Genomic DNA, 18404 nt, shown 5'->3' on the forward strand with positions numbered 1-18404 from the left:
ACGCATCGCAAGTCGCAATCGCCCCGCCTCGCCCCGCCTCGTTCGAGGTTTCGAAAGCCCGAGCCCGCGGATCCCTCCGAACTCCGGCCTCTTCACGTCGAACTGCGGCGAACCTAGGGTAGGAAGCGCTTACCATCAGCGCCTACTGTCTGGTCGAAGCGTTCGATGGCCCTCGGGCGGGCCGGAGAGGTGGTTCCCGATGGTCCGTACGGGGAGTGCGAGCGTGACGGCCGGGCCGACCCTGGCGGTCGTGGCTCGTGAGGCCGGGGTGTCGGTGCCGACCGCCTCCAAGGTGGTCAACGGCCGGGAGGATGTCGCGCCGGAGACCCGCCGTCGGGTCACCGAGGCGCTGCACCGGCTCGGCTATGTCCGCAGACCCCGGTTCGAAGGGGGAAAGCCGCCGGGCCTGGTCGACCTCGTGGTGCACTCGCTGGAGAGTTCGTGGGCGGGGGCCGTGCTGCACGGGGTGGAGGAGGCGGCCCACGACGCGGGCCTGGAGGTGGTGGTCTCGGCCGGGCTGTCCCGGAGCCGGGGCGGCCGACCGGAGCGCGGCTGGCTGGACAAGCTCACCGCGCGCGGTTCGTCCGGGGTGCTGTTCAATCTGGCCGAGCTGACGCCGTCCCAGTACTCCTGGCTGGACCAGCACCGCATCCCGTACGTGATGATCGACCCGGTCCTCGAACCGCCGCCGGGCGTGGTGTCGGTGGGCGCGGCGAACTGGCAGGGCGGCGTCACCGCGACCGAGCACCTCCTGTCGCTCGGGCACGAGCGCATCGCCGTCGTCGCCGGCCACCGCCGCACCATGGCCGGCAACGCCCGCCTGGCCGGCTACCGCTCGGCACTCGCGTCGGCGGGACTGCGGCAACGCCCCGAGTACGTCCGCCATGCCGGTTTCGACGAGACGGTGGCCCGTGTGCGCATGCTCGAACTCCTCGACCTGCCCGAGCCGCCGACGGCTGTCTTCGTCTGCTCCGACCGGATGGCTCTGGGGGTGTACGAGGCGCTGTCCGAGCATGGATTGAAGGTCCCGCACGACATGAGCGTCGTCGGCTTCGACGACCTCCCCGAGTCCCGCTGGGTCGCCCCCGCCCTCACCACCGTCCGCCAGCCCCTCTCGGAGATGGCGGCAACTGCCTTGCGTCTCCTGGCCCGCATGATGGACGGCCACCGTCCGGAGAGCACCCGGACGGAACTGTCCACACGCCTGGTGGAACGGGCGAGTACGGCCGCTCCGGCCGATCGGCCCAGTTGACTGGGAGAGACTGGGAGAAGGCGGTTTCCAAGCCGAGTACGGCGGTGGACTCAGCGCCAGTCGTCGATCACGTAGGCGTCCGGGTGGCTGTAGCCGGGTTCGTTGGGCTTGTGCATGGTCACGCCTTGCAGCCAGGTACGGAAACCGCGGTCGATCATGCGTCGGTAGGCATCCTGGCGGGCCAGGTTCATTCCGGCGTCGAGTTGTCCAAGTCCCTTCTCGGTGGCCAGTTGCTCACATGCGGTCAGCAGTCGTTCGAACCGGTCCGCGGCGTCCGGGCCGGGGCGTACGGCGCCGAACTTGATGAAACACACGTCCTCACCGGCCTCCGACCCCGCTCCGCAGTGGCAGACGGCCAGACCGTCGAGGTCGGAGCCGGCGCCCTCGATGAGGACGGTCTCACCGAGCCCCTGCGCCTGTGTGGCCATGATCTCGCGCTCCAGGCTCAGACCCTCGTACACGGCCTCCGTCAGTGCGCGACTGAGGCTCAGTGCGTTGGGCCGCTCAGCGGTGGGCAGCTCGCCGTACAGCACTCGGCCGGGGACTGCGGCCGTGACGGCGACCTGCTTCTTCATGATGGCTGTGAGGAATCGGGGCCAGAAACCGTATCGGCGGTAGAGCTCGAGGTGCTTGGGACTGTGCGAGAAGGTGAACAGGCCGAGGTGACGGTTCTCCCAGGTGTCGAAACAGGCCATGACCGGTTCCATGAGCCGTCTGCCGATGCCCTGGTCCCACAGATCCGGACGTACGGTCAGCGGGCCGAAGTACCCGACGCTGCCCCAGTTGGCGGCGAAGTTCGATCCGACGACCTCGTCCTCGACGGTCGCTGCGAAGGCGGCGTGTGGATCTGCCGCCCAGCGGGTGCGGACATAGTCGGCGGTCCCGAAGAACGTCTCCGGCTCAGGGACCCCGAGGAAGGTCCCGAAGGCGACCCTGAAGATCTCGTCGGCCCGATCGAGGTCCGGCTCGACCAGCGGGCGGACCGACACCGGGGCGGCGGTACTCGTTCGCTTCGCTGCGGGCATGATCGCTCTCCTTTCCGCCCCCGGTTCCATCGCACCACGGACGTGCGCCGCGGGCGAAGCGACGGGTCCGGCGGTACCTCAAGGAGCGAGCGGCCGCGTTACCCGACGACCGGGCGGCCGCCTTCCTGCCGATCGACGACCCGCTGGGCCCCGGTCCGCCGGGGGCCTCCGCGGAGCCGGAGAAGCGCCGACCATGCCTGCTCCACCGCCTCGCCCCGCCATGGCCGGCAACCGGCCTTCACCGTGGACACACAGCGCGACCCAGTGACCTTCGACCGACCGTTCCCGGGGAGTGACCTTCGACCGACCGTGCCCGGCGTCGGAGCCGTCCGATTCCTTCAAGACCTGTCGCCGCGGTGCTGCCTACGGTGGCCGCATGACTCCACGATTCGATGCCATTGGCCTGGTCGTCTCGGACATGGCCGCCTCCGTCGCCTTCTACCGCCGGCTCGGTTTCGCCTTCCCCGAAGGGGTCGAGAACGAGCCGCACGCCGAGGCCCCGCTGCCGGGCGGGCTGCGGCTGATGCTGGACAGCGAGGAAATGGTCCGGTCCATCCATGCCGGGTACCAGCCGCCGTCCGGAGGCGGCCGGCACTCGCTGGCGCTGCTCTGCGACGGCCCGGCAGAGGTGGACACGGTGTACGAGGAGCTGGTCGGCGCCGGGTACCACGGTGAGCTCAAGCCGTGGGACGCCTTCTGGGGCCAGCGGTACGCGGTGGTGCACGATCCGGACGGCAACGGGGTCGATCTGTTCGCCCCGCTACCGGCCCAGTAGCTCCGTGAGCGGCATACCCGCCAACTCCCGTACGTCACGGGCGAGATGGGCCTGGTCCGCGAAGCCCGCAAGGACCGCTGTCTCGGCGAAGGGCACACCGTCGCGGGCCAGCGTCAGGGCACGTTGCAGTCGCAGCACCCGGGCGAGGGTCTTGGGGCCGTAGCCGAAGGCGGTCAGACAGCGGCGGTGCAACTGGCGTGCGCTGAGGTCGAGTTCGTCGGCGGTGGCGGCGACCGCGCGTCCCGTGTCGAGCGCCTCGACGACCCGCAGCAGCAGCGGGTCGGGCGGCTCGGCGTCGGCGGCGCGCTCCAGTGCCGCGTCCTCCAGCGCGGTCACCGGGTCCGCGCCGGCGTCGATACGTCCGTGCAGGCGTCGCACCTCCGCGGCGGGCCAGAGATCGGCCAACTCGACGCGCCGGTCGCGCAGTTCGTGTGCCGGTACGCCGAGGAAAGCGGGCGCGGTGCCGGGGTGGAAGCGGACGCCCGCCCAGTGCCGCAGGCCGCCTTCGGGAACGTACGCCTGTGTGTCGGGCCCCGCGACGAGCAGCCGGCCGTCGTTCCACAGCAGGTCCATGCAGCCGTCGGGCAGTACCGGCCGGACGACCGGATCCTCGATGGTCCGGCGCCACACGACCGCGCCCGGCACCCTGGACGCCCGCTCCGTGTACACATGGGAAAGGCTACGACGCCGCCCACGCCGGGGACACCCACCCACGATCCACCCACGCGACTGCCCCCCCGCTCTCCCCGCCCTAAGCCACCCGCGTCCGATGTTCCTGCGGGCTGACCCCGTACACCCTCTTGAAGGCGCTGGACAGTGCGAACGCGCTGCCGTAGCCGACCTGGCGGGCGATGGCGGCGATGGTGTCGTCGGAGGTGCGGAGGCGGTCGGCGGCGAGGGCGAGGCGCCAGCCGGTGAGGTAGGACATCGGGGGCTCGCCGACGAGGTCGGTGAAGCGGCGGGCGAGGGCGGCGCGGGAGACGCCGGCCTTGGCGGCGAGGGAGGCGACCGTCCAGGGGTGGGCCGGGTCGTCCTGGACGAGGCGCAGGACGCGGCCGACGACCGGGTCGGCCAGGGCCCGGTACCAGGCGGGGGCCTCCGCGTCGGGGCGGGAGAACCAGGCCCGCAGCGCGGCGATGACCAGCAGGTCGAGGAGGCGGTCCAGGACGACCTCCTGACCCGGCTCGTCGCGGACGACCTCCTCCAGGAGGAGCGGTGTCAAAGGACACTGCCAGACGTCCGACGTGAGGGTGATCAGCGGCGGCAGCGCGTCCAGCAGCCGGCCGCTGATCTCGCCCTGCATCGGATATGTGCCGATCAGCATCACCGCGGAGCCGTCGAGCCGGTCGCCCCAGGTGCGGACGCCGAGGTCCATGGAGCCGTTCAGGGAGCGGCCGTCGGGGTAGCGGCACTCCTGGCCCGGCAGGATCAGGGCCTGCGGGGTCGTGCCCGGGTCGTCGGCGCAGGTGTACGGGTCCGGGCCGCGCGCGATGGCCAGGTCGCCGGGCGCGAGGCGTACCCTCCCCCAGCCTTCGGCCGGGGGGACCCCCATCTCGCTTCGCTCGCCCGTGTCCGGCAGGATCCAGGCGGTGCCGCGGATCATCAGCATCACGGTGAGCGGGGCGCGGTCCTCGACACGAATCGCCCAGGGCGGTTCGAAGCACGCACGGATCATGAAGGCGCCACGCGCGCGTGGACCCTCGAGAAGGCCTGCGAGAGCGTCCATGGGGTCAGCGTAGACGCGCTCTTATGGGAATGAGCCGTTCAGCGATGGGCTGTTGAAGCACGGGGTCGTTGACTGGAGGCATGACGGAAAACACGCAGAAGACGACAGTTGTGGTGACCGGCGCCTCCGGGCGGACCGGCAGCCGGGTCGCCGACGCCCTGCGGAGCGCCGGCCTGACCGTGCGGGCGGCCTCCCGGGCCCGCGGTTTCGACTGGGAGAACCCGACGACCTGGGCGGACACCCTGCGCGACGCCGACGCGGCGTACCTGATGTACCCGTCCGACGTCGGCGCTCCGGCGGCGACCGAGGGCATCGGCGCGCTCGCCCGGGAGGCGGTGGGACTGGGCGTGCGCCGGCTGGTGCTGCTCTCGGCGCGGGGCGAGGAGCAGGCGCTGGCGACGGAGGAGGCGCTGACGTCGTCCGGGGCGGACTGGACGATCGTGCGGTGCGCGTGGTTCGCGCAGAACTTCAGCGAGGGGCCGCTGGTGGAGGGTCTGGTGCACACGGGCGAGCTGGTGTTCCCGGCCGGTGAGGTGCCCGAGCCGTTCCTCGACGTGCGGGACATCGGGGATGTGGTCGCGGCCGTGCTGACGTCCGGGGACCGGTATGTGGGGCAGACGCTGGAGCTGACGGGGCCGCGGCTGCTGAGCTTCCGGGAGGCGGTGGCGGAGATCGCCGCCGCAACCGGGAGCGAGCTGACGTACACGCCGGTCCCGGCCCGGGCCTACGGGGAGTTCCTGGTCGGCATGGGGGTTCCGGCGGAGGAGGCGGACTTCCTGGTGGAGGTCTTCGCGGGGCTGCTGGACGGGCACAACGCCCAGGTCACGGACGGGGTGCGGCAGGTGCTGGGACGGGAGGCCCGGGACTTCTCGGAGTTCGTACGGGAATCCGCGGCGGAGGAGGTCTGGAAGCGGTAACCGCTTCCGAGCGGTCCTCATTTCTCCGGTGTTCCCACGTCTTCCCCCTTCGACGGGCTCTTCGCCTGGGTGCGGAACCTGGAGGTGACGTCCTCCGGGGGGAGGAAGCGGGACCAGCGTTCGGGGAATTCGGAGGGCATGTCCGGGTCGTCGGGGTCGGTGTCGTCGCGGTGGGCGGCGGCGCGGGCGACGTACTCGGCGACCTGGGCCTCGCGCATCCGTTCATTGGCTGCGCGGGCCGCGGCCGTGGCGGCGGCGGGCCAGACACGGTCGATGGCGGCGTTGACGGCGGCGCCGACGAGGACGGCGAAGGCGGACACGCCGATCCACAGCAGGACGGCGACGGCGGCGGCCAGCGAGCCGTAGATGGTGGCGCCCTCGACCGTGTTGGTCAGGTAGATCCTCAGCAGGAAGCTGCCCAGGACCCACATCCCGAGGGCCACCAGGGCGCCGGGCACGTCCTCGATCCACGGCGAGCGCACCGGTACGGACACGTGGTAGAGCGTCGTCAGGAAGGCGATGGACAGCACGATGACGACGGGCCAGTACAACACCTGCACGAGGGTCTCCGACCACGGCAGGACGTTCAGCACGGCGTCCGGCCCCGCCACCATGAGCGGCAGCGCGACCGAGCCGATCACCAGGGCCACCAGGAAGAGCAGGAAGGCGAGCAGCCGGGTCTTGACGATGCCCCGGGCGCCGTCGAGGCCGTACATCACGGTGATGGTGTCGATGAAAACGTTCACCGCGCGGGAGCCCGACCACAGGGCGAACAGGAAGCCGATGGAGATGACGTCGGGGCGGCCGCCCTTCATCACGTCGTCCAGGATCGGCTGGGCGATCTGGGCGACCCCCTTGTCCGACAGGACCGTGCGGGAGGCCTCCAGGATGTTGGTCTCCAGGCTGCTGATGGTGTCGGTGCCGGTCCAGTCGTCGACGTAACCGAGCAGCCCGATCATGCTCAGCAGCAGCGGCGGTACGGACAGCAGTGTGAAGAACGCCGCCTCCGCCGCCAGACCCAGGATCCGGTACTCGATGCACGAGTTGACGGTGTCCTTGAGCAACAGCCAGGCGGTCCTGCGCTTGGAGACGTTCCGGTAGAGGGCACGAGCCCGGTGGAGACGGCCTGAGGGGGGCGTCCCGGGGGTTTCACTTGCTGGCTGCACGACCTAAAGGTATCCGCCGCGGGAGGCTCGGCTCATCCCCCGGTGCCGCGGCCGGGTCGCCTCGTCCGCCGCCGGTGGGGCGCGGCGTGCCAGTGTGGTGACCATCGCCGTACCGAGGGGTAGGTTCGCAGACATGTCCGGCAACACCCATACCGTGACCAATCAGCCCCCGCCGCTGGTCGGCTACGACGTCTACAGCGCCGACAGGGTCCTGACCGAGGCCGTCGAACGGCATCTCGATCCCGCTCTGCTCGACGAGGTCCGGGGCGAGCTGGCGGCGCTCGGCCGGGCCTCCGGGTCGGCGCAGGTGCAGGAGTGGGGCGTCCAGGCGAACGAGCATCCGCCCCGGCTGCGTACGCACGACCGCTACGGCCGTCGCGTCGACGAGGTCGAGTTCCACCCCGCCTGGCACCGGCTGCTCGGCAAGGGCGTCTCGGCGGGTCTGACCGCGGCCTGGAGCCGGCCCGGCGGTCAGTTGCGCCGGGCGGCCGCGTTCCTGGTGTGGACGCAGGTCGACGCGGGCAACTGCTGTCCGCTGTCGATGACCCACGCGGCGGTGCCCGCACTGCGCACGGACCCGGCCCTGGCGGCCGAGTGGGAGCCGCGGCTGACGTCCATGGTCTACGACCGTGAGCTGCGGCCCGCGCGGCTGAAGGCCGGGGCGCTGTTCGGGATGGGCATGACGGAGAAACAGGGCGGCAGCGACGTACGCGCCAACACGACGTCCGCGGTGCCGTTGGCCGAGGCGGGGACGTATGCGCTGACGGGGCACAAGTGGTTCTGTTCGGCGCCGATGTCGGACGGGTTCCTGGTGCTGGCGCAGGCAGCCCCTGCAAAGGGAGAAGGCGGGCTGACCTGTTTCCTCGTACCGCGGGTACTCGAAGACGGTTCCCGCAACGTTTTCCTCCTCCAGCGGCTGAAGGACAAGCTGGGCAACCGGTCGAACGCCTCCAGCGAGGTCGAGTTCGACGGGACCTGGGCGCGCCGGGTCGGCGAGGAGGGGCGCGGGGTGCGCACCATCATCGACATGGTGGCCGCGACCCGGCTCGACTGCGTGCTGGGCTCGGCGGGCCTGATGCGGCAGGCCGTGGCACAGGCGGTGCATCACTGCACCTACCGCGAGGCGTTCGGCGGGAAGCTGCTCGACAAGCCGCTCATGCGCAACGTACTGGCCGATCTGGCGCTGGAGTCGGAAGCGGCGACCACGCTCGCGCTCCGTCTGGCGGCCGCCTGTGACGACGGGGGCGAACAGGAGCGGGCGCTGCTGCGGTTGGCGGTGCCGGCCGCCAAGTACTGGGTGACGAAGCGGTGTACGCCGGTGGCGGTGGAGGCGGCCGAGTGCCTGGGCGGAAACGGTTACGTCGAGGATTCCGGTCTGCCGCGACTGGTGCGCGAGTCGCCGCTCAACTCGGTCTGGGAGGGCGCGGGCAACGTCCAGGCACTGGACGTGCTGCGTGCCCTTCAGCGGGAGCCGCAGGCACTCGACGCCTATCTCCAGGAGGTCGGCCGGGCCCGCGGCGCCGACCACCGCCTGGACGGGGCCATCAAGGACCTGCTGACCGAACTCGCCGACCTGGACGGCATCGAGGGCCGGGCCCGCCGTCTGACCGAGCGACTGGCGCTGGTGCTCCAGGGCTCACTGCTGGTCCGCCACGCGCCCCCGGAGGTCGCCGACGCGTTCTGCGCCTCCCGCCTCGGCGGCGACGGCGGCGCAGCCTTCGGCACGCTGCCGTCCAGCCTGGATCTGGCATCGGTGGTGGAGCGCGCCCGACCGGTGGTCTGAGAAGTCCAGCCGGCCGACTCAGGTTGCAGACGCCGACGCACCCCTGCCCGATCCCCTGCCGCGCACGTCACGGGGGTGGTGCTGCGCCGACACGGCACCACCCCCGCCGCTGGCCCATGCAAGGCCACGAACGCCGCCCGAGGGCAGCGTTGCTCAAGTTTCAATCAGGGCGCGCGCAGACCACCAGGGTTGCAAGGGGTTGCAACTTGTTGGCGTCTGTGTGCGGACTGTGTCCCTCCGCTCACAGCGAAGGGCACTATGAGACGAACATTCAACAAGGGACCGGAAAGCGTCGACCCAATCGCCCGACAACCGGTTCCCCTCAGGGCTGTTGCCGGGAGGGCTCCGTGCCGAACTCGCCGATGAACGTGACGCAACTCGCCGCCGTCGACGCGGCGCAGGCGGCGCGGGTGCTCAGCGAGGTACGCGACGCGACGCTCGCCGGACAGCGCACACGGCTGCCTCCGCGCCCGGTGATCGGCGAGTCCTGGGGGCGCATGCTGCGCAGCGGAGTCGACCCCGACCACGACTTCAGGTCCGGGCTCCTCGACACCGAGGAGATCCAGCGGCGCCGGGAGGAGTCGCCGCTCAGGCAGGTGCTTCCGGTGCTGCGGGAAGGGCTGTTGTCGGTCGCGGACGTCGCCCACCACATCATGGTCGTCGCGGACCCGGACGGGCGGGTGCTGTGGCGCGAGGGGTGTTCGCCGGTGCTCCGCAAGGCCGACGGGCTCGGGTTCGAACTCGGCGCCGACTGGCGCGAGGACGTCGTCGGCACGAACGGCGTGGGCACGCCGGCGGTGGTGCGCCGGCCCGTGCAGGTCTTCGCCTCGGAGCACTTCGTACGGTCACACGCCTCCTGGACGTGTACGGGCGCCCCGATCACCGATCCCAGGGACGGCCGGCCGATCGGTGTCGTCGATGTCAGCGGCCCCCTGGAGACCATGCATCCGGCCACGCTCGCCTGGGTCGACTCGGTGGCCAAGCTCGCCGAGGCCAAGCTGCGGGAACTGCACCTGGTTTCACTGGAGCGGCTGCGTGCGGTCGCGGCGCCGGCGTTGGCCCGGATCGCCGGCCGGGCCCTGGTGGTGGACCGGGACGGCTGGACGGCGGCGGTGACGGGGATGCCGTACACGAACCGGATCGCGCTGCCCAAGTCCCTGTCGCCGGGCCGCCGGTGGATGCCGGCGCTGGGTGTCTGCTCGGTGGAGCCGCTGGCCGAGGGCTGGCTGGTGCGGGCCGACGAGGGGCCGGTGGCGCACGGTGCCACCCGGATCGTGCTGGATCTGTCGCAGCCGCGCCGCTGGTCGGTGACGGTGTCGGGCGGCGCGGGTTCCTGGACTCGCGAACTGAGTCCCCGGCACGCCGAGTTGCTGTATCTGCTGGCCCTGCATCGCAGCGGCCGCAGCGCGGCCGGGCTGGCCGAGGACCTGTTCGGTGATGCGGGCCGCACGGTCACCGTGCGCGCGGAGATGTCGCGGGTGCGCCGCTATCTCGGGGGGTTCCTGGAACACCGGCCGTACCGTTTCTGCGAGGACGCGGAGGTCGAGGTGGTGCTGCCGGACGATCCGCGTGAGTTGCTGCCGCATTCCACGGCTCCGGCGGTGGCCAGGGGGCGGATGTCGATTCATGTGCCCTGAGGGGGACAAGAGGTGGCATCTTCCGCATAATTGCAGGGTCTTCGTCATGAGCCGCCGCCGACTGCCGTAGCATCCCTGTACGGGCCACCCCACCTGCTCCACGGTCAACGCACGGATCGTCAGGCGCAGTTGGCTCTCGTCTGGAGGTTGGATGATGAGTCGCGGCCGACACCGTCGACGCAATCGGGGCAGGGCGCTGCGCGGTGCCCTGGCCGGGACCGCCCTCGCGCTCACCGCCGCCGCCACCATGATCAGCGCCTCGCAGGCCACGGTCGGCGAGGGCCCCGGAGCGCTGAAGCCGCTGACCTCCGCCGCGGACATCGATCCGCTCCGGCTCCAGGAAGACCTCGTGCCCGAGCGCACGCTCGACCGGCTCGCCACCGCGATGGGCACGCCCGTCGGTGTCGGCGCCGTCCTCGACAGCGCCGACCGCACCCTGCACACCGCGGCCGACTGCACGGCCACCGAGCGCTCGGCGCTGCCCGTCGAACCGGCGGCCACGCGCGCGTACTGCTGGAACGAGGCCGACACCCTGGGCTGGCAGGCCGGCGCCGTCACCACCTCCGGGGACGCCGACGACGACGGCCGATGGGGCGAGAACCGGGCGATCCTCTCCGGCTGGAGCTCGACCGACGAGCAGGGCCTCGCCCGGGTCACCTTCGTCGACGCGAACGACCTGGACCGTCTCACCTACGCCTCGGCGCTGCTCGCCGTGCCGGTCGACGGCGGACGCGACTACCGCGCCCTCGCCTCGCAGGTGTCCGGCATGGTCTGGTACCAGGACAAGCTGCTGGTCACCGCCGACGGGCGGGACGGCACCGCGCTGTACGTGTACGACATGGACCGCGTCCAGGAGGCCACCGTCTCCGACGCCGCCGTCGGCCGGGTGCACGCCGGCTGGTCGGCGCACGGCTACCGGTGGGTGCTGCCGGCCGTCGGCTCGTACCGCCTGCCCGGCGGGGCGTGCGACCCGGCGGCGGACACCGGCGCCCCCTGTCTCGGCGGTATCTCCCTGGACCGCAGTTCGGCACCCGACAGCCTGGCCGTGAGCGAACGGTCCGGCGCGGACGGCGACCGGCCCACCCGACTATGGCGCTACCCCTTCAGTACCGACCCCGAGCGCTCCGGGCTGCTCGCCACCGACCCGGCAGGGCGCGTACACGCGGACGAGGCGTACCGGACGGAGACGACCGGCATCGGCGGCGTCCTCTCCTACCGGGAAGCCGGAGCCGACCGCGCCGACTGGTACCTCGCCGGTACGGGAGCCGGACGCGGCACGCTGTGGCGCCAGAACGCGAACGGAGCCCGGGCCACGCAGTGCGGGGCGGACGAAACCCATCGCTGCTGGAGCGCCCGCACCGCGTCCCTCTCCTACTGGGAGGCGATGGGCGAGGCCTGGTCGCAGTCGGGACGGACGCTGTTCGCCGTGCCGCTGGCGTCGATCGACAGGGCGCTCGACTGAGGCGCTCCACAGGCACGCGGGGCCGTATCCAATCTGCGGCTCCGCGCGCGGGCGCGACCGGCCATGACGGACCCGAGGACGATCGACAGAGCCCCCACCCGGATGATTCCCTGACCCACATGCCGAACATCGCCGTGACCACCTGGTCCCTGGAACAGACCGCGCCCACCGACCTCCTGCCGGCCCAGGCCCCGCAGGGCGACGTGCGGGTCGTCCGCGCCGAGGTGCCCTCGCCCGAGTTCAGCCGGTTCCTGTACGCGTCCGTCGGCGGCGACATCCTCTGGATCGACCGGCTCGGCTGGACGTACGCGCAGTGGCTGGAGCACCTGGGCCGGCCCGGCGTGGAGACATGGGTCGCCTACGACCGGGGCACGCCCGCGGGGTACGTGGAGCTGGGCCCGCAGGACGACGGCGTCGTCGAGATCGAGTACTTCGGGCTGATCCCGGCCTTCCGCGGGCGGCGGATCGGCGGGCACCTGCTGTCGTACGGCTCCGCCCGCGCCTGGGATCTCGCGGACCGTTGGCCGGGACTGGCGCGCACGAAGCGGGTGTGGCTGCATACATGCAGCAAGGACGGCGAGTTCGCGAGGGACAACTACCGGCGCCGGGGCTTCACCCTCTTCGACACCAAGGTCGAGGAGGAGCCGGAGGTGGCCACGCCGGGCCCCTGGCCTGGGGCATACCCTGTCTGACCTGGGCAGACACCGGCCGCCTCGGACCGTGTGACCGACGCCACCCGCATCCCACGATGCGAGACTCTGATGTCCGCATGATGGACGAAGCTGGACTGTGTCCAGATCGCCGTGACACGCTTCCGTCATGTCTGGAACTGGAATTGCCTTGGTGAGTCGGCGGCACGTCGACCTCGGCCGCATGTCCAGCGCCATCTGTCCGGCCCGCTGAGAGCCCCGGCCGCGCCGACATCTCCCAGTTCCATCTGATTTCCCGCGCAATGTCGCGCCTGTATACCCATGCGCTGTACGCGCAGGTCAGAGCCGCTTCCCGCCTGTCCCGAAGGACTTAAAACCATGGCCGCCACCCCGCAGAAGCCTGCCGCCGCGACTCCACGCCGCAAGGTGAGCCGTCACCGCGGTGAGGGCCAGTGGGCCGCGGGACACCACACCCCGCTCAACGGCAACGAGCAGTTCAAGAAGGACGACGACGGTCTCAATGTGCGGACACGCATTGAGACGATCTACTCCAAGCGCGGCTTCGACTCGATCGACCCCAACGACCTGCGCGGACGGATGCGCTGGTGGGGCCTGTACACCCAGCGCAAGCCCGGGATCGACGGCGGCAAGACCGCGATCCTGGAGCCGGAGGAGCTGGACGACGAGTACTTCATGCTGCGCGTCCGCATCGACGGCGGCCGGCTCACCACCGAGCAGCTGCGCGTGATCGGCGAGATCTCGCAGGAGTTCGCCCGGGGCACCGCCGACATCACCGACCGGCAGAACGTCCAGTACCACTGGATCCGGATCGAGGACGTGCCCGAGATCTGGAACCGCCTGGAGGCGGTCGGCCTGTCCACCACCGAGGCCTGCGGTGACACGCCCCGCGTGATCCTCGGTTCGCCCGTCGCCGGTATCGCCGCGGACGAGATCATCGACGGCACCCCGGCGATCGAGGCGATCCAGCGCCGGATCATCGGCAACAAGGACTTCTCGAACCTGCCCCGCAAGTTCAAGTCCGCGATCTCCGGCTCACCGCTCCTCGACGTGGCGCACGAGATCAACGACATCGCGTTCGTCGGCGTGAACCACCCCGAGCACGGCCCCGGCTTCGACGTCTGGGTCGGCGGCGGACTGTCCACCAACCCCAAGATCGGCCAGCGCCTCGGCGCCTGGGTCCCGCTCGACGAGGTCCCGGACGTCTACGAGGGCGTCATCTCGATCTTCCGCGACTACGGCTACCGGCGGCTGCGCACCCGCGCCCGGCTGAAGTTCCTGCTCGCCGACTGGGGCGTGGAGAAGTTCCGCCAGGTCCTCCAGGACGAGTACCTCAAGCGCAAGCTCATCGACGGCCCCGCGCCCGCCCAGCCCGTGGAGCGCTGGCGCGACCACGTCGGCGTGCACCAGCAGAACGACGGCCGTTTCTACGTCGGTTTCGCCCCGCGCGTCGGCCGCGTGGACGGCGCCACCCTGACGAAGATCGCCGAGGTGGCGGAGGCCCACGGCTCCGGCCGGGTGCGGACCACCGCCGAGCAGAAGATGCTCGTCCTCGATGTCGACGAGGCGCAGGTCGAGTCGCTGGTCGAGGCCCTGGAGGCCCTGGACCTGACCGCCAAGCCCTCGCCCTTCCGGCGCGGCACCATGGCCTGCACCGGCATCGAGTACTGCAAGCTCGCCATCGTCGAGACCAAGGCGCGCGGCGCCTCGCTGATCGACGAACTGGAGCGCCGGATCCCGGACTTCGACGAACCGATCACCATCAACATCAACGGCTGCCCGAACGCCTGCGCCCGTATCCAGGTCGCGGACATCGGTCTCAAGGGCCAACTGGTCCTCAACGACCGGGGCGAGCAGGTCGAGGGCTTCCAGGTGCACCTGGGCGGTGCGCTCGGTCTCGAGGCCGGCTTCGGCCGCAAGGTGCGCGGTCTGAAGGTGACGTCGGAGGAGCTGCCGGACTACGTGGAGCGCGTGCTCAAGCGGTTCGAGGCCGAGCGCGAGGAGGGCGAGCGGTTCGCCGCCTGGGCCTCGCGGGCCAGTGAGGAGTCCCTCTCATGAGCGAGCGTGCGGCCCCCTTCTACTGCCCCTACTGCGGCGACGAGGATCTTCGTCCCAGCGAGCAGGGCCATGGCGCGTGGGAATGCGCGGCGTGCAACCGCGCATTCCAGTTGAAGTTCCTCGGGCTGCTCGCCCGGGGGCTTCAGCAGACCGAGTCAGGGGGAGAGCAGATATGAACACCGTCTCGGAAGATCGCACGACCGAGGATCTCAAGGCGCTCGCCGAGCAGGCGGGCCGTGACCTGGAGGACGCCTCGGCACTGGAGATTCTCCAGTGGGCCGCCCGCACCTTCGGTAACCGTTTCTGCGTTACCTCTTCCATGGAGGACGCGGTCGTCGCGCACCTGGCCTCCCGGGCGATGCCGGGCGTCGACGTGGTGTTCCTCGACACCGGTTACCACTTCCCGGAGACGATCGGGACCAGGGATGCGGTGGAGGCGGTCATGGACGTCAACGTCCTGACCCTGACCCCGCGTCAGACGGTCGCCGAGCAGGACGCCCAGTACGGTCCCCGGCTGCATGACCGCGACCCCGACCTGTGCTGCAAGCTGCGCAAGGTCCAGCCGCTGGAAGAAGGCCTGAAGGGCTATTCGGCCTGGGCGACCGGACTGCGCCGGGACGAGGCCGAGTCCCGGGCGAACACCCCGGTCGTCGGCTGGGACGACAAGCGCCAGAAGGTCAAGATCTCGCCGATCGCCCGCTGGAGCCAGGACGACGTCGACGCCTACGTCGCCGAACACGGCGTTCTGACCAACCCGTTGCTGATGGACGGCTACGCCTCCGTCGGCTGCGCCCCCTGCACCCGCCGCGTCCTGGAGGGCGAGGACGCCCGCGCCGGCCGCTGGGCCGGCCGGAACAAGACCGAGTGCGGGCTGCACCTGTGACCGAGACCGCGGATCCGACGGACCCTTCGACCCACCAGGAGATGCAAGTGACGAGCGGAGCCACCGTCTGGCTCACGGGTCTGCCCAGTGCCGGCAAGACCACGATCGCCTACGAGCTGGCCGGCCGGCTGCGCGCGGAGGGCCACCGCGTCGAGGTCCTCGACGGCGACGAGATCCGCGAGTTCATCTCCGCGGGCCTGGGCTTCTCCCGCGAGGACCGGCACACCAACGTGCAGCGCATCGGCTTCCTCGCCGAACTCCTCGCCCGCAACGACGTCATGGCCCTGGTCCCGGTGATCGCCCCCTACGCCGACAGCCGCGAGGCGGTGCGCAAGCGCCACCAGGACAGCGGCGCGGCGTACATCGAGGTGCATGTCGCCACCCCCGTCGAGGTGTGCAGCGAGCGGGACGTGAAGGGCCTGTACGCCAAGCAGGCGGCGGGCGAGCTGTCCGGGCTGACCGGGGTCGACGACCCCTACGAGGAGCCCGAGTCGCCCGACCTGCGGATCGAGTCGCAGCACCAGACCGTGCAGGAGTCCGCAGCCGCGCTCCACGGCCTGCTCACCGAGAGGGGACTGGCATGACGACCGTGGTCACGGCCACCGAGGGCACGGACACCCCGTACGCCCTGAGTCATCTGGACGCGCTGGAGTCCGAGGCGGTGCACATCTTCCGTGAGGTGGCGGGTGAGTTCGAGCGGCCGGTGATCCTGTTCTCCGGCGGCAAGGACTCCATCGTCATGCTCCACCTGGCACTGAAGGCCTTCGCCCCCGCGGCGATCCCCTTCTCCCTGCTGCACGTGGACACCGGGCACAACTTCCCCGAGGTACTGGAGTACCGCGACCGCACGGTCGCCAAGCACGGTCTGCGGCTGCATGTCGCCGAGGTGCAGGACTACATCGACCGCGGTGTCCTCAAGGAGCGTCCCGACGGCACCCGCAACCCGCTCCAGACCCTGCCGCTGACCGAGAAGATCCAGGCCGAGCGCTTCGACGCGGTCTTCGGCGGCGGACGCCGGGACGAGGAGAAGGCCCGCGCCAAGGAGCGGGTGTTCTCCCTGCGCGACGAGTTCTCCCAGTGGGACCCCCGCCGCCAGCGCCCCGAGCTGTGGAACCTCTACAACGGCCGGCACGCGCCCGGCGAACACGTCCGCGTCTTCCCGCTGTCCAACTGGACCGAGCTGGACGTGTGGCAGTACATCGCCCGCGAGGGCATCGAGCTGCCGGAGATCTACTTCGCGCACGAGCGTGAGGTGTTCCGGCGGGCCGGGATGTGGCTGACCGCCGGCGAGTGGGGCGGGCCGAAGGAGACCGAGACGGTCGAGAAGCGGCAGGTCCGCTACCGCACCGTCGGCGACATGTCCTGCACCGGCGCCGTCGACTCCGACGCCACCACGCTGGACGCCGTCATCGCCGAGATCGCCGCCTCCCGGCTCACCGAGCGCGGCGCCACCCGCGCCGACGACAAGATGTCCGAGGCCGCGATGGAAGACCGTAAGCGCGAGGGGTACTTCTAACCATGTCCACCACCGAACCCACCGAGACGCTGCCGGTCGATCTGCTGGCGGAGACCACCCTGCTGCGGTTCGCGACGGCCGGGTCGGTCGACGACGGCAAGTCCACGCTCGTCGGACGGCTGCTGCACGACTCCAAGTCGATCCTCACGGATCAGCTGGAGGCCGTGGAGCGCGCCTCGGCGAGCCGCGGCCAGGACGCCCCCGACCTCGCCCTGCTGACCGACGGCCTGCGCGCCGAACGCGAACAGGGCATCACCATCGACGTGGCCTACCGCTACTTCGCGACCCCGAAGCGCCGGTTCATCCTCGCCGACACCCCCGGCCACGTGCAGTACACCCGCAACATGGTGACGGGTGCCTCCACCGCCGAGCTGACGGTGATCCTGATCGACGCGCGCAACGGCGTCGTCGAGCAGACCCGCCGGCACGCGGCGCTGGCCGCGCTGCTCCGCGTTCCGCACGTGGTCCTCGCCGTCAACAAGATGGACCTCGTCGACTACCAGGAGTCCGTGTTCGCCGCGATCGCCGAGGAGTTCACGGCGTACGCGACCGAGCTGGGTGTCCCCGAGGTCACCGCGATCCCGATCTCGGCGCTCGCCGGTGACAACGTGGTGGAGCCGTCCGCGACCATGGACTGGTACGGCGGCCCGACCGTGCTGGAGCACCTGGAGACGGTGCCGGTCGCCCATGACCTGAGCCACTGCCACGCCCGGCTGCCCGTGCAGTACGTGATCCGGCCGCAGACCGCGGAGCACCCCGACTACCGGGGATACGCCGGCCAGATCGCCGCCGGTTCGTTCCACGTCGGCGAGCAGATCACCGTTCTGCCGTCCGGCCGTTCCACGAAGATCAGCGGTATCGACCTGCTCGGCAAGCCGGTCGACGTCGCCTGGACCACCCAGTCGGTGACCCTCCTCCTCCAGGACGACATCGACATCTCCCGCGGCGACCTGATCGTGCCCAGCCAGGACGCGCCGCCCACCACGCAGGACATCGAGGCGACCGTCTGCCATGTCGCCGACGCCCCGCTGACCGTGGGCCACCGCGTGCTGCTCAAGCACGGCACCCGCACGGTCAAGGCGCTCGTCAAGGACATCCCGTCCCGGCTCACCCTCGACGACCTGTCCCTGCACCCGCACCCCGGGCAGCTCGTCGCCAACGACATCGGCCGCGTGAAGATCCGCACCGCCGAGCCGCTGCCGGTCGACTCCTACGCCGACTCGCGCCGCACCGGCTCGTTCATCCTGATCGACCCCAGCGACGGCACCACGCTCACCGCGGGCATGGTCGGCGAGTCGTTCGCGTCCCCGGAGCCGGTCAAGGACGCGGCCGAGGACGACGGGTGGGACTTCTGACGATGAACTCCACCGACTACTACTCCACGTTCGCGAAGGAGGGCGGCCGCGTCGGCAGCGGTGCCCTCGGCAGCGGGCAGGGCGGAGTGGCGCGATGTGTGTGCTGACGTACGCGCACTGCCTGCGCGCCCTCACCCCCCACCGCCGTAGACGAAAACCTGCCGACCTCCCGGCCACGACC

General features: G+C 71.0%; 18 protein-coding genes. 14 read left to right on the forward strand and 4 right to left on the reverse strand.

All coding sequences use genetic code 11. The features are described 5' to 3' along the window. Nucleotides 1–199 precede the first annotated feature (199 nt). Nucleotides 200–1252, forward strand: a complete 1053-nt coding sequence (locus tag ACIHFB_RS18730) for a LacI family DNA-binding transcriptional regulator (RefSeq protein WP_365274528.1) — start codon at nt 200–202, stop codon at nt 1250–1252. Between the two features lie 50 nt (nt 1253–1302). On the opposite strand, the gene ACIHFB_RS18735 is transcribed toward ACIHFB_RS18730, so the two are convergent. Next, nucleotides 1303–2277, reverse strand: a complete 975-nt coding sequence (locus ACIHFB_RS18735; protein ID WP_400127375.1) for a GNAT family N-acetyltransferase — start codon at nt 2275–2277, stop codon at nt 1303–1305. A gap of 376 nt (nt 2278–2653) precedes the next feature. On the opposite strand from ACIHFB_RS18735, the gene ACIHFB_RS18740 reads away from it, so the two are divergent. After that, on the forward strand, nt 2654–3052 hold the full coding sequence (locus tag ACIHFB_RS18740) for a VOC family protein (protein ID WP_365274533.1): 399 nt from the start codon (nt 2654–2656) through the stop codon (nt 3050–3052). Here ACIHFB_RS18740 and ACIHFB_RS18745 read toward each other — a convergent pair. Together ACIHFB_RS18745 and ACIHFB_RS18750 are read right to left on the reverse strand one after the other, a co-directional pair. Then, a complete protein-coding gene (locus tag ACIHFB_RS18745; RefSeq protein ID WP_365274536.1) occupies nt 3038–3721 on the reverse strand; it encodes a helix-turn-helix transcriptional regulator in 684 nt (227 codons plus the stop codon). The genes ACIHFB_RS18740 and ACIHFB_RS18745 overlap by 15 nt on opposite strands. 82 nt (nt 3722–3803) lie before the next feature. Then, the gene (locus tag ACIHFB_RS18750) at nt 3804–4778 is read right to left on the reverse strand and encodes an AraC family transcriptional regulator (protein WP_400127376.1); all 975 of its coding nucleotides are present in this window, start codon (nt 4776–4778) and stop codon (nt 3804–3806) included. An 80-nt stretch (nt 4779–4858) separates the two neighbouring features. Between ACIHFB_RS18750 and ACIHFB_RS18755 the strand changes: the two genes are divergently transcribed. Continuing rightward, a complete protein-coding gene (locus ACIHFB_RS18755; RefSeq protein WP_365274542.1) occupies nt 4859–5695 on the forward strand; it encodes an NmrA family transcriptional regulator in 837 nt (278 codons plus the stop codon). Nucleotides 5696–5712: 17 nt separating this feature from the next. Here the strand turns inward: ACIHFB_RS18755 and ACIHFB_RS18760 are convergent, their stop codons facing one another. After that, entirely contained in the window at nt 5713–6861 is a 1149-nt protein-coding gene (locus ACIHFB_RS18760) for a YihY/virulence factor BrkB family protein (protein ID WP_365274545.1), read from the reverse strand. A 133-nt stretch (nt 6862–6994) separates the two neighbouring features. On the opposite strand from ACIHFB_RS18760, the gene ACIHFB_RS18765 reads away from it, so the two are divergent. The 11 genes from ACIHFB_RS18765 to ACIHFB_RS18815 all read left to right on the forward strand — a co-directional run bounded on the left by ACIHFB_RS18765 (nt 6995) and on the right by ACIHFB_RS18815 (nt 18223). Then, the gene (locus ACIHFB_RS18765; RefSeq protein ID WP_400127377.1) at nt 6995–8644 is read left to right on the forward strand and encodes an acyl-CoA dehydrogenase family protein; all 1650 of its coding nucleotides are present in this window, start codon (nt 6995–6997) and stop codon (nt 8642–8644) included. 347 nt (nt 8645–8991) lie between these two features. Beyond that, nucleotides 8992–10281 (forward strand): GAF domain-containing protein, encoded by a 1290-nt coding sequence (locus ACIHFB_RS18770; protein WP_400127378.1) that lies wholly within the window; start codon nt 8992–8994, stop codon nt 10279–10281. A 151-nt stretch (nt 10282–10432) separates the two neighbouring features. Further along, on the forward strand, nt 10433–11743 hold the full coding sequence (locus ACIHFB_RS18775; protein WP_400127379.1) for a hypothetical protein: 1311 nt from the start codon (nt 10433–10435) through the stop codon (nt 11741–11743). 119 nt (nt 11744–11862) lie between these two features. Next, on the forward strand, nt 11863–12435 hold the full coding sequence (locus tag ACIHFB_RS18780; RefSeq protein ID WP_400127380.1) for a GNAT family N-acetyltransferase: 573 nt from the start codon (nt 11863–11865) through the stop codon (nt 12433–12435). Between the two features lie 127 nt (nt 12436–12562). Next, nucleotides 12563–12646 (forward strand): putative leader peptide, encoded by an 84-nt coding sequence (locus ACIHFB_RS18785; protein ID WP_310591794.1) that lies wholly within the window; start codon nt 12563–12565, stop codon nt 12644–12646. A 125-nt stretch (nt 12647–12771) separates the two neighbouring features. Then, entirely contained in the window at nt 12772–14469 is a 1698-nt protein-coding gene (locus ACIHFB_RS18790; protein WP_365274560.1) for a nitrite/sulfite reductase, read from the forward strand. Further along, nucleotides 14466–14645 (forward strand): hypothetical protein, encoded by a 180-nt coding sequence (locus ACIHFB_RS18795; protein WP_365274563.1) that lies wholly within the window; start codon nt 14466–14468, stop codon nt 14643–14645. Before ACIHFB_RS18790 ends, ACIHFB_RS18795 begins: the two co-directional genes overlap by 4 nt. Beyond that, nucleotides 14642–15352 (forward strand): phosphoadenylyl-sulfate reductase, encoded by a 711-nt coding sequence (locus tag ACIHFB_RS18800; RefSeq protein ID WP_365274566.1) that lies wholly within the window; start codon nt 14642–14644, stop codon nt 15350–15352. Before ACIHFB_RS18795 ends, ACIHFB_RS18800 begins: the two co-directional genes overlap by 4 nt. 47 nt (nt 15353–15399) lie before the next feature. Beyond that, nucleotides 15400–15936 carry an adenylyl-sulfate kinase gene (gene cysC, locus ACIHFB_RS18805; protein WP_400127381.1) on the forward strand — a complete coding sequence of 179 codons (537 nt, stop codon included), beginning with the start codon at nt 15400–15402 and terminating at the stop codon, nt 15934–15936. After that, nucleotides 15933–16868: a sulfate adenylyltransferase subunit CysD gene (gene cysD / locus ACIHFB_RS18810; protein ID WP_365274572.1), complete on the forward strand. Its 936-nt coding sequence runs from the start codon at nt 15933–15935 to the stop codon at nt 16866–16868. The genes cysC and cysD overlap by 4 nt, the downstream gene beginning before the upstream one ends. Before the next feature lie 2 nt (nt 16869–16870). Further along, nucleotides 16871–18223 carry a GTP-binding protein gene (locus ACIHFB_RS18815; protein WP_365274575.1) on the forward strand — a complete coding sequence of 451 codons (1353 nt, stop codon included), beginning with the start codon at nt 16871–16873 and terminating at the stop codon, nt 18221–18223. Nucleotides 18224–18404: the final 181 nt, after the last annotated feature.

It is taken from the genome of Streptomyces sp. NPDC051963, assembly GCF_044593495.1.
GTDB lineage: Bacteria > Actinomycetota > Actinomycetes > Streptomycetales > Streptomycetaceae > Streptomyces.

Bases quoted from the DNA above. Each gene is read 5' to 3' on its own strand.
- ACIHFB_RS18730 (WP_365274528.1), top strand. From the start codon at position 200: ATGGTCCGTACGGGGAGTGCGAGCGTGACGGCCGGGCCGACCCTGGCG.
- ACIHFB_RS18735 (WP_400127375.1), bottom strand. From the start codon at position 2,277: ATGCCCGCAGCGAAGCGAACGAGTACCGCCGCCCCGGTGTCGGTCCGC.
- ACIHFB_RS18740 (WP_365274533.1), top strand. From the start codon at position 2,654: ATGACTCCACGATTCGATGCCATTGGCCTGGTCGTCTCGGACATGGCC.
- ACIHFB_RS18750 (WP_400127376.1), bottom strand. From the start codon at position 4,778: ATGGACGCTCTCGCAGGCCTTCTCGAGGGTCCACGCGCGCGTGGCGCC.
- ACIHFB_RS18755 (WP_365274542.1), top strand. From the start codon at position 4,859: ATGACGGAAAACACGCAGAAGACGACAGTTGTGGTGACCGGCGCCTCC.
- ACIHFB_RS18765 (WP_400127377.1), top strand. From the start codon at position 6,995: ATGTCCGGCAACACCCATACCGTGACCAATCAGCCCCCGCCGCTGGTC.
- ACIHFB_RS18775 (WP_400127379.1), top strand. From the start codon at position 10,433: ATGATGAGTCGCGGCCGACACCGTCGACGCAATCGGGGCAGGGCGCTG.
- ACIHFB_RS18780 (WP_400127380.1), top strand. From the start codon at position 11,863: ATGCCGAACATCGCCGTGACCACCTGGTCCCTGGAACAGACCGCGCCC.
- ACIHFB_RS18785 (WP_310591794.1), top strand. From the start codon at position 12,563: ATGTCTGGAACTGGAATTGCCTTGGTGAGTCGGCGGCACGTCGACCTC.
- ACIHFB_RS18790 (WP_365274560.1), top strand. From the start codon at position 12,772: ATGGCCGCCACCCCGCAGAAGCCTGCCGCCGCGACTCCACGCCGCAAG.
- ACIHFB_RS18795 (WP_365274563.1), top strand. From the start codon at position 14,466: ATGAGCGAGCGTGCGGCCCCCTTCTACTGCCCCTACTGCGGCGACGAG.
- ACIHFB_RS18800 (WP_365274566.1), top strand. From the start codon at position 14,642: ATGAACACCGTCTCGGAAGATCGCACGACCGAGGATCTCAAGGCGCTC.
- cysD (WP_365274572.1), top strand. From the start codon at position 15,933: ATGACGACCGTGGTCACGGCCACCGAGGGCACGGACACCCCGTACGCC.
- ACIHFB_RS18815 (WP_365274575.1), top strand. From the start codon at position 16,871: ATGTCCACCACCGAACCCACCGAGACGCTGCCGGTCGATCTGCTGGCG.